The organism is Massilimicrobiota sp. An80, from assembly GCF_002159255.1.
Lineage (GTDB): Bacteria > Bacillota_I > Bacilli_A > Erysipelotrichales > Coprobacillaceae > Allocoprobacillus > Allocoprobacillus merdigallinarum.
Genome location: NZ_NFHI01000069.1, coordinates 1 through 10,160, shown reverse-complemented (window position 1 = coordinate 10,160; position 10,160 = coordinate 1). Strand labels below are relative to the sequence as shown.

Genomic DNA, 10,160 nt, shown 5'->3' with positions numbered 1-10,160 from the left:
ATATAAAGAAAAACTATTCACCCAACGGGTGAATAGAAAAAGAATAAATAAAAGCAGAAAATGCCTATGAAATAAGGATATTTCATGATTATATTATAATCTCATGAATAATTAAGGTTGTATTTATTATGCTTTTTGAATAAAATATTCTTATAAATATAAACAGGAGGCATATGATGCAGGTAGAAAGACATAATTTAGAAACAAATGAAAAAGAAAAAGTGGATTGTATAGGTATTGTTCAATTTATTGGACATGATAAAAATGCTGATTTAACAGATGGAAAGAATTATTATGTGATTGGATTTCATCAACAATTATTAAAAGTTATTGATGATACACAAGATTATTATTACTATATTCCCTTTGATGCAAATGATATTGGTCAAAAAGAAGGCATTGTGAGTGGTTTTCATATTATTGAAGATCCTACTGGTCAAATTCATGAATTGTTTGCTTCTTATAAAAAGGATTTTGACTTGAAACAAAAGAAACGTTCTCAAAAACTTTCTCAACGTCTTATTCAATGGAAATTAAAAAAACTAGATGAAAAAGAATCAAAATAAACATTCTTTAAGAGGTCTATCATGTCATTATTTCAAAAATTAAAGGAAAGTCAAAAATTTACTCACAATGAACAAGCTGTCATTGATTTTATACTCAATAATCCTCAAGAAGTTATTAATTTAAGTGTTGATGAATTAGCTAAAGTCACTTATACATCTCCTTCATGTATTGTCAGATTAACTAAAAAGTTGGGTGTGAAAGGTTATTCTGATTTTAAAATCAAATTCGCTTCAGAACTCAATTCTTTAATTCTCAATGAAAAACGCATTGAAATCAATATGCCTTTTGAACAAAATATCAAAGAAGAAGATATTCCTAAAAGATTTTATCAAATGTATCATCAAGTTATTGATGATGTTTATCATTCATTAGATATTCAACAATTAAAAAATATTGCTCATTTATTGTATCATTCTGATGCTATTACAGTATATGGTGTAGGTTCTTCACTATTAACTGCTCAGGATTTTGTTATGAAATGTCAAAAACTTAGGCTACCAATCTACTGCAATACTCAAATAGGTTTTGAAAATGTCCATCGTTTTAAAACATCTAAAAATCCTATTGCTTTTATTATCAGTAATAACGCTACGAGTACAAGAGTTAAAAATTGGGTATTTGAAAATATTCATTTGAATATTCCTGTTATTTTAGTGACTTCTAATGAAAATTCACCTTTAATCAAGCTTTGTAAATATGCTGTGATTTTAAAACATGGTGAAAATGACATTATCAAACAAGGGGCTTTTGCGTCTAAAATATCTATGACATTTTTATTAGATAATATCTATATGCTCATCTTTATGAAAGATTATGAAAACAATATTCATTATATTTATCACTTTGAAAACTCTGTTATCAAAGATCGACAAAATAGACGTCAATATGAATATAACCATCAAAAAGATCATCACAAATGATCTTTTTATTTTTCATCTGGTTGTTGTCCATCATGTGCCAGCCATTGACATTCTCCCATCATCATATGAGTAAATGTCGCTTTGAATGATGAATTTTCTGGACTTGCTGCATATATACCAAATTGAATTTCATCTATAGCTTGATTCATATGACAAATACGCATTTGTTGAAAGACTTGACCGTCATTTGAACACTCTATACAAAAATCATCTTCTCGTCTGCTTAAACGATACCACATAGACTTTATAGAAGCTGGAATAGATGTCGTTGCCCAATCAGAATATCCATTATTTGTCACAACACTACCTAATCTTTGAAATGCTTCATTTTCATATTCAATAGAAGCCTTTAACCAATTTTCACTATCCAAATACATCACAATGCCACATTGATCAAAACGCTGATGACTCTCAAATTCAGTTTTGACTACAAATGAAAAATATTTTTCTTTTGTTTTCATCTGTAAAACAGGAGCATTATCATTTCTAAAATGATAATAAGTCCTTTGCCATAAATCTGTATATGGCTTTGTAATCATTTCAATTTTATCCTCTTTTATATCATAGCTTTGAGGTTCTCTTGTCCACTTTAACTGACTTATATCAAATTCCATAGTTTTCTCCTTACTTAATCTATCATTGATTTATTGTTTTGATCACTCTCGCTGGAACTCCTGCAACAACTGAACTGTCTGGTATATCATTAACAACGATACTTCCAGCTCCTATCACGCAACCACTTCCAATCGTAACACCTGGCATGACACTGACATTCGCACCAAACCAGCAGTTATCCCCAACGACAATCGGTAATGCCTGTTCAAGACCATCATTACGTCTTTGATAATCAAGTGGATGTTTTGCAGTATAGAAACCACATGAAGGTCCAATAAAAACGTGATTGCCTATAGTTATCTTAGCTCCATCCATAAAATAACAATTATAATTAACAAAAACATACTCACCAAATTGTATATGCTTTCCATAATCACACTGAAAAGGCGCAACAATCTCTAAGCTCTTTGGTAAATAACCTAAAATCTGTTCCATAATCTTATTCTTTTGTTCAAAACAACTTGGTTTTGTTAAATTATATTCATGACATAAATCAAAGCACTGATACCTTTTTTTAACGAGTTCTTCATCATAATTGGCATCATACCATAACCCCTGTTTCATCTTTTCTAATTCTGTCATATCTTTCATTCTTCCTTTCTGTATTTGCTAATATAAGTATTATAACCATTATCACATTATTATACAATACACTTAAAAACACACCTTATGGAATGATTCCAATAAGGTGTGTCATCTTATAATCCTTGTTCAGTTAATTCTCTTGCGATATCATCTTTAATCGTGATACCTTCTGCTTCAAGCTCGGCAATCTTATCAGCAAATTGTGGTAAATATTTTTTATGGGCAATCAATAATTCATCCATAATACGTTTCCCTGTTGTTCCAGACATCACTTGTGGATTTAAAGTGAAAGCTTGAAGCAATAAATTATAATCACCAGTCACGGCAGCTTCTTCTACACAAAGTTCCATATTTTTCATACATTGCAACCATCCTCTTTGAGCAGGATGTAATGGTCCAAAGGCAATCGCTCTTGCTCCTGTGGCTCCAATAAATGAAGACACTTCTACTGTACAATCAGCTGGTAAATCTGGCACTGCTCCATTATTTCTTGTAGATACAACAATATGTGTGTTTTTATCCGCATAGATAGAAGCAATTGTTTCACAGGCAGCATCACTATAATGTGTTCCACCACGTTTTGTTAATTGTTCTGGTTTATAATTTAAATTTGGATCTTTATATAATTCAAATAACTCTGCTTCTGTTTTCTTAACTTGTTGACCTCTTGTTCCAACATTGACATCATGATATTCTTCTAAAGAATGTTTCAACATTTCTTCTTGACGATAATAATATCTATGATATCCACATGGAATCATTTGCATTTGATCTAATTGTTCTTTAAAGAACTTCACATTAAAGATATTCTTTGGTGTTCCATCATCAACATCTGGATCATAGATGGCATCAATAATTTTTTGTGTAATATCATTCCCTGTTGCATTATCAAAGACTTTATGCCAATGGAAATGATTCAATCCAGCAAACTTATATGTTAATTCATCCAATGTTTTATGAATCATTTGTGGTTCTTTCATCATTGCTCCTACAGGAACATTACATAATCCAATCACTTTATCCCATTTTCCGTATCTCATGACAGCTTCAGTGACCATTCCACTTGGATTTGTAAAGTTAATTAACCATGCATCTGGACATAATTCTTTCATATCTTCTACAATATCTAAAATCACTGGAATTGTTCTTAAAGCTTTAAACATACCTCCAGCTCCATTGGTTTCTTGTCCTAACATTCCATATGATAAAGGAATTCTTTCATCTTTAATACGGGCATTTAATAATCCCACTCTAAATTGAGTTGTCACAAAATCAGCATCTTTTAATGCTTCTCTACGGTCTAAAGTTAAATGCACTTTAACATCATATGGTGAAGCATCCCACATACGTTGAGCCATTGCTCCAACAATTTCAAGTTTTTCTTTTCCATCTTCAATATCAACTAACCAAATTTCTTTGATTGGAAGTTCATCATATCTTTTAATGAATCCTTCCATTAATTCTGGTGTATAGCTACTTCCTCCACCAATTGTTACAATTTTTACAGATTTCTTTTCCATGTTTTTCTCCTTTATTAATATCTTTTATAATCTTCTGGATTTAATAATGATGCAGCATCCTTATCAGCAATAATCGTAAAGTTTGGATGTAATTTTAAAATTGTTGATGGTAATTCATCAGTAATCGGTGAATCTAAAACTTGTTTTAAGATTTCTGCTTTTTCTTTACCATTGACAATCATCACAAGATGTTTAACACGCATTAAACTTTTTGGACCCATCGTATAAACATAAGGGATATTGTCACGAGGGCGATATGTTTCATTGACTGCAACTTGATCATCACGTAAAATCTTATAGGTATAACTATCCATTGGTGTACAGCGAGGACAATTACTACAGAAATGCCCATCCCATCCTAAACCAATGACCATCACATCTAAACCTCCACCATTTCTAATTTCTTCATCATATGTATCCCAGTTATCTTCTGTTACACAATGAATTTGAGAATCAGGAATATTGGCAGGTGTATAAAATAATTCATGCATTTCTTCCCAGATGGGACCATGTTCTTGTCCTATATAAGGTCCATCATCAAAAATATAATATTGAATATCTTTGAATTTCTCCTGATCTTTAACATAAGGAATCATCATTTCATACATTTTTCTTGGTGAACGTCCAGAAGTCAATGAAATATTGACACGTTTATCTTGCATCATGGCACCTAAGACAATATACATACAGCTTTCGCTCATTTTTTCTTCATTTTCTTCAATAATTAATTTCATATTCTTTACCCTTTCTATTTAAAATATATGAATGAATTGACTAATCATACAAATAATATAAACAATACCAACTATTAACCATATAATTTTTTGTTGATATAAAAATTCATTATTTTCATCAAATAATCGATATATCCCATAAGGTGTAAAAAGGAAAATCCATAAATATGTCCACATTTTCTTTTTTGTAAAACCATTAAATTTTTCTTCTTCAATAGAACGTCGATTCATTCTTTTACGAATTTGAATAATATTTTTCTGTGTTTCTGTTAATTCTACTTTACTCATGTCTTTTCCTTTTCCTTTCATTTTTATTTTTAAGCTTGATTTTCTTCCATTTGTGCCTGTTTATTAGAAATCAAAACAAATGGAGTATAAATAACAACTGATAAAGCCACACAAATAATTTGTGTAATTGCTGTACCAATATGTCCACCGGTTGCTAAAAATCCCATAATACCTACTGGTGTTGTCCAAGGGACTTGGAATGAGATGACTTGTGCAAATCCAATCACTGTCATCCAATAAGCAAATGTTGCTGAAATCACTGGAGCAAACATAAATGGAATAGCTAAAATTGGGTTTAAGACAATTGGTAAACCAAATGTCATTGTTTCATTGATATTGAAGATTGCTGGAGCAATTGATAATTTTGCAATTGTACGATAATCATCTCGTTTAGAGAATAACAAGATAGCAATCAATAAACCACCAGTAATCCCGGCACCTGTAATAATTGTAAAACAACTAATAAATCCAGTATTTAAAATATTTGTAGGTTCGAGTCCTTTTAAAACTGCATCGGTATTTTCAGTTAAAGCCAATAACATAGGTGCTGAATAGATAGCCCCTAAAGTCTGTGTACCATGAATACCAACAACCCATAGTAATGTAGATACCCAGAACAATAACAAATAACCTGGTAAACCAGTTAAAACACCTGTGAGTGGTGCTTGAATCCATTTTGCAATAGCATCATAGAATGAATATCCAAATACTTCATTAAATAATAATCCAATACCTGAAATAATAAAGATAGTCACAACACCCGGAATCAATACATTAAATGCATTAGCAACATTACTTGGTACCGTTTCTGGTAAAGAAATCTTCATCTTTCCACCTTTAACTAGTCTAATATATATTTCTCCAGAAAGGATACTTGAAATCATTGCCATAAATAATCCTTGTGCATTTGTATACTGTACTGCCAATACATCAGCAACATCAAAAGAAATTCCTTGATCATTTGTCACAACCATTGTTGTGGCACATAATGTAACATAACAAGATAATGCTACCAATGGTAAAGTCAAATCTTGTTGCATTCCATATTGTTTTCCTAGTTCAATCGCAATTAAGACAACTAAACCAATTGTTAAGAAGTTTAATGTTGCATAATATGCAGCATCAAACATTGGATTTAAGTTTTCTAACCAGCTAAATATCTCAAAGTTAGCTAAACTAATCCCTTGTTCATTAGGTGTACAAATAACACTTGTAAATAAAACACTAAATGCTCCACAAATCGTAATTGGCAATAACGCTGTAAAAGCATTTCTAATAGCTGACATATAACGATTTGTCTGCAATTTTTCCGCTACTTTTAAAATAGCTTCCATTAATTTGTCTGTCATATTATTTTCCTCCGCTTCCTTTTGAACCTATTGTATTGACTTTTGATACCGCTTTCAACACTATGGAAGTTCATTGGAACTTTCTTTCAATCTTTTTTGCTTTTTGATGATTTTCTTAAAACTTTCTGACTTTTTTATTTTATTTTATGAAAAACAAAATGAAATGTTCAGTATCATTAAAACATTTTTTTCTTTAGAAAAAAGATTGTTGTTTCTATAAATTTCTATATAATATGTTTAGGAGGCGATAAGACATGAATACACCTCATATACTCGTTGTAGATGATGAAAAAGAAATTACTGATTTAATTGAAATTTATTTAACACAAGAAGGATATCAAGTGGAAAAAAGATATAATGCTTTCACTTTGATGAATGATATTTTAGAGTATCATATTGATCTTGTTATTTTGGATATTATGATGCCTGAAATTGACGGAATACATGCTTTAAAAATGATTCGTGAAAAATATAATGTGCCTGTTATTATTGTTTCAGCCAAAACTGCTGATACTGATAAAATTGAAGGACTATTGACAGGTGCCGATGATTATGTCAGTAAACCATTTAATGCTATGGAACTGGTTGCCAGAGTCAAATCACAACTTAGACGTTATCATGTCTTAAATAAACCGGTTCATCATTCTTCTTATATTATTGAAGCAACAGATTTAATTATTGATACACAAAAGAAATTAGTAACACTGGATGGAAAACCTTTAGCTCTTACAAGAATTGAATATGAAATTCTTGTCTTGTTGGCTAGTCAACCGGGAACAGTCTTTTCTATTGAAGATATTTTTGAAAAAATCTGGCATATGAAATCAAATAATTCTAATAATACAATTATGGTCCATATTAGAAAACTAAGAGAAAAAATAGAAAGGCAGCCAAGAAATCCTCGACACATTAAAACTGTCTGGGGTGTTGGTTATAAATTTGAATTATGATAAAGAAAATACAAAGATTATTGATTAGTAGTTTTCGATGGCGTTTATTTATTAATATTATTGTTGCTTATCTGATTGCATTTTTATGTGATGTTGCTTTAATGATCATCTTGCAACATACCAATGTTTTTCATTTACCTTATGAATGGTTATACATCATTGCTTTTCTTATTTCCTTATTAATTTTTTTAGTTACTTTTTTTGATTTAATGAATATCACTTTAAAGTATATTGATGTTTTAAGTGGAACTATTCAACGTGTCACTGCTGGTGATTATGAGGTCGAAGCCCCTATCAAATATGATGATGAACTGGGGTTATTAGCAGCCAATATTAATGCTCTTGCGAAAACATTAAGAGATAAGGAAAAAGAAAGTGAAATTCTTAAAGAAAATGAACGTTTGGCCTATGATGCTGAAAGAAATGCTGAAAAACAAAAAAATGATTTAATTACAAATGTTGCTCATGATTTAAGAACACCACTTACAACCATTGTCGGTTATCTGGAATTGATTAAAAATAATCAGCAATTAACGAAAGAGGAAATACAAAAATATTCAAGTGTGGCTTATGAAAAATCAAAAAGACTTCAAAGCATGATGGATGATTTATTTGAGTTTACAAGCTTGGATCAGGCCAATGTCAAGATTCATATGGCCACTATTAATATTACTGAGTTAATCTTACAGATTGTTGATGAGTTTTACCCAACATTTCAGGAACATCATATCACGCCTGAAGTGAAAATCAGTCAAAATAATTTATTTATTAATGGGGATGGACAATTAATCGCAAGAGTCTTTGATAATTTATTATCTAATGCAGTAAAATATGGACAGGATGGAAAGAAAATTAAAATTGAAGTTATCAACGATGAAGAAACTGTCACTATCAAAATTATGAATTATGGAAATCCTATTGATAGTGCTGATTTGCCATATATTTTTGATAAATTTTATCGTAGTGATGCCTCACGTTCTTCATCAACGGGTGGAACAGGTCTAGGTTTAGCGATTGCTAAAAATATTATTCAAATTCATAATGGAGAAATCTTAGCTACGAGTCACCAGGATAAAACAACATTTATTGTGATTTTACATAGATTACATACAAATGAATAAATATTTTTTCTTGTCGAATAAAGATTGCAATTTATTGAATGAAAAGGTACAATGACTTCAAAGTGGGGGATTAAAAATGAAAGCATATCAAGATATGAATCAAGATGAATTAAAAACTTTACATCAACAATTAAGCAAACAATACCAAGACATGAAAGATTTACATTTACAGCTAAATATGGCTCGTGGTAAACCTGATTTTAGTCAAGTTCAACTTTCTATGCCTTTATTAGATGTTATTAATAGTCATTATGATTTTACAGATAAAAAAGATTATTGTAATTATGGTATATTAGATGGAATTGATGAAGCCAAACAGTTATTTGCAGATATTTTAGAAACAACACCTGAACATATTATTGTTTATGGAAATTCAAGTTTAACAATCATGTTTGATCAGATCAGTCGTGGTTTTACACATGGATATTTAGGACATACACCTTGGTGTCATTTAGATAAAGTCAAATTTTTATGTCCTGTGCCTGGATATGATCGTCATTTTGCTATTACAGAACGTTTTGGCATTGAAATGATATCTATTCCTATGGATGAAAATGGTCCTGATATGGATCTGGTAGAAAAATATGTGAATAATGATGAATCGGTGAAAGGTATATGGTGTGTGCCTCAATATTCTAATCCATCAGGAATAACATATTCTGATGAAGTTGTAGAAAGATTTGCACATCTCAAACCTGCCGCTCCAGATTTTAGAATTTTCTGGGATAATGCCTATATTATTCATCACCTTTATGATCATCATCAAGATCATGTCAAAAATATTCTTGAAGCTTGTCAAGAAGCAGGAAATCCTGATCTTGTGTTTGAATTCTGTTCAACATCAAAAGTTACTTTCCCAGGAGCTGGGGTAGCGGCTATGGCTACATCCATTAATAATAAAAAAGATATTTTAAAACATTTAACAGTTCAATCTATTGGTCATGATAAGTTAAATCAATTAAGACATGCTGAATATTTTAAAAGCATCGAAGATTTAAAACATCATATGAGTCAACAGGCTGAATTATTAAGACCTAAATTTGAAATGGTATTAGATATTTTTGATAAAGAATTAAAACCACTTCATATTGGAACATGGTCTCATCCATTAGGTGGATATTTTATTACTTTTGAAGCTATGGACAATTGTGCACAAGATATTGTTCAAAAATGTAAAGAAGCAGGTGTTATTTTAACTGATGCGGGTGCAACTTTCCCTTATGGAAAAGATCCTCATGATTCAGTGATTCGTATTGCCCCTTCATATCCACCTTTAGATGAATTAAAACAGGCAACAGAACTCTTTGTCTTATGTGTAAAACTTATAAGTATTGAAAAATTATTAGAAAACTAAGATGAATCCAATGGTTCATCTTTTTTCCTTTTATAAGTGAAGTGTGAAAAATAATTTGACCCAATCGTAAGTAAAAGCACAAAAAAAGACGAACTTAAAAACAAGTTCGGTTTTTCTTAGAAAAAACAGAATATTATTTAGGAATATCTTGAATTAA

General features: G+C 30.6%; 11 protein-coding genes. 5 read left to right on the top strand and 6 right to left on the bottom strand.

Features of this window, described 5'->3' with window-relative positions:
- Positions 1-176 precede the first annotated feature (176 nt).
- Positions 177-566, top strand: a complete 390-nt coding sequence (locus tag B5G32_RS12750; protein ID WP_087936868.1) for a hypothetical protein — start codon at positions 177-179, stop codon at positions 564-566.
- A 21-nt stretch (positions 567-587) separates the two neighbouring features.
- Complete coding sequence (locus tag B5G32_RS12745; RefSeq protein WP_087936867.1) at positions 588-1,487, top strand: MurR/RpiR family transcriptional regulator; 900 nt, start codon at positions 588-590, stop codon at positions 1,485-1,487.
- Positions 1,488-1,492: 5 nt separating this feature from the next.
- On the opposite strand, the gene B5G32_RS12740 is transcribed toward B5G32_RS12745, so the two are convergent.
- From B5G32_RS12740 to B5G32_RS12715, 6 genes are all read right to left on the bottom strand, one after another.
- Complete coding sequence (locus B5G32_RS12740) at positions 1,493-2,101, bottom strand: DUF1349 domain-containing protein (protein ID WP_087936866.1); 609 nt, start codon at positions 2,099-2,101, stop codon at positions 1,493-1,495.
- 22 nt (positions 2,102-2,123) lie between these two features.
- The gene (locus B5G32_RS12735; protein ID WP_087936869.1) at positions 2,124-2,684 is read right to left on the bottom strand and encodes a sugar O-acetyltransferase; all 561 of its coding nucleotides are present in this window, start codon (positions 2,682-2,684) and stop codon (positions 2,124-2,126) included.
- Positions 2,685-2,800: 116 nt separating this feature from the next.
- Entirely contained in the window at positions 2,801-4,207 is a 1,407-nt protein-coding gene (locus tag B5G32_RS12730; RefSeq protein ID WP_087936865.1) for a 6-phospho-beta-glucosidase, read from the bottom strand.
- Between the two features lie 14 nt (positions 4,208-4,221).
- Positions 4,222-4,941: a glucosamine-6-phosphate deaminase gene (locus B5G32_RS12725; RefSeq protein ID WP_087936864.1), complete on the bottom strand. Its 720-nt coding sequence runs from the start codon at positions 4,939-4,941 to the stop codon at positions 4,222-4,224.
- 18 nt (positions 4,942-4,959) lie between these two features.
- On the bottom strand, positions 4,960-5,229 hold the full coding sequence (locus B5G32_RS12720) for a hypothetical protein (RefSeq protein ID WP_143746650.1): 270 nt from the start codon (positions 5,227-5,229) through the stop codon (positions 4,960-4,962).
- Positions 5,230-5,258: 29 nt separating this feature from the next.
- Positions 5,259-6,578, bottom strand: a complete 1,320-nt coding sequence (locus B5G32_RS12715; protein WP_087936862.1) for a PTS sugar transporter subunit IIC — start codon at positions 6,576-6,578, stop codon at positions 5,259-5,261.
- Between the two features lie 254 nt (positions 6,579-6,832).
- Here B5G32_RS12715 and B5G32_RS12710 point away from each other — a divergent pair, with 254 nt between their 5' ends.
- The 3 genes from B5G32_RS12710 to B5G32_RS12700 all read left to right on the top strand — a co-directional run bounded on the left by B5G32_RS12710 (position 6,833) and on the right by B5G32_RS12700 (position 10,003).
- Positions 6,833-7,528 carry a response regulator transcription factor gene (locus B5G32_RS12710; RefSeq protein ID WP_087936861.1) on the top strand — a complete coding sequence of 232 codons (696 nt, stop codon included), beginning with the start codon at positions 6,833-6,835 and terminating at the stop codon, positions 7,526-7,528.
- The gene (locus tag B5G32_RS12705) at positions 7,525-8,649 is read left to right on the top strand and encodes a sensor histidine kinase (protein ID WP_087936860.1); all 1,125 of its coding nucleotides are present in this window, start codon (positions 7,525-7,527) and stop codon (positions 8,647-8,649) included. Before B5G32_RS12710 ends, B5G32_RS12705 begins: the two co-directional genes overlap by 4 nt.
- 76 nt (positions 8,650-8,725) lie before the next feature.
- Positions 8,726-10,003, top strand: coding sequence for an aspartate aminotransferase type Ic (locus tag B5G32_RS12700; RefSeq protein WP_087936859.1), 1,278 nt, complete (start codon positions 8,726-8,728; stop codon positions 10,001-10,003).
- Positions 10,004-10,160 lie beyond the last annotated feature (157 nt).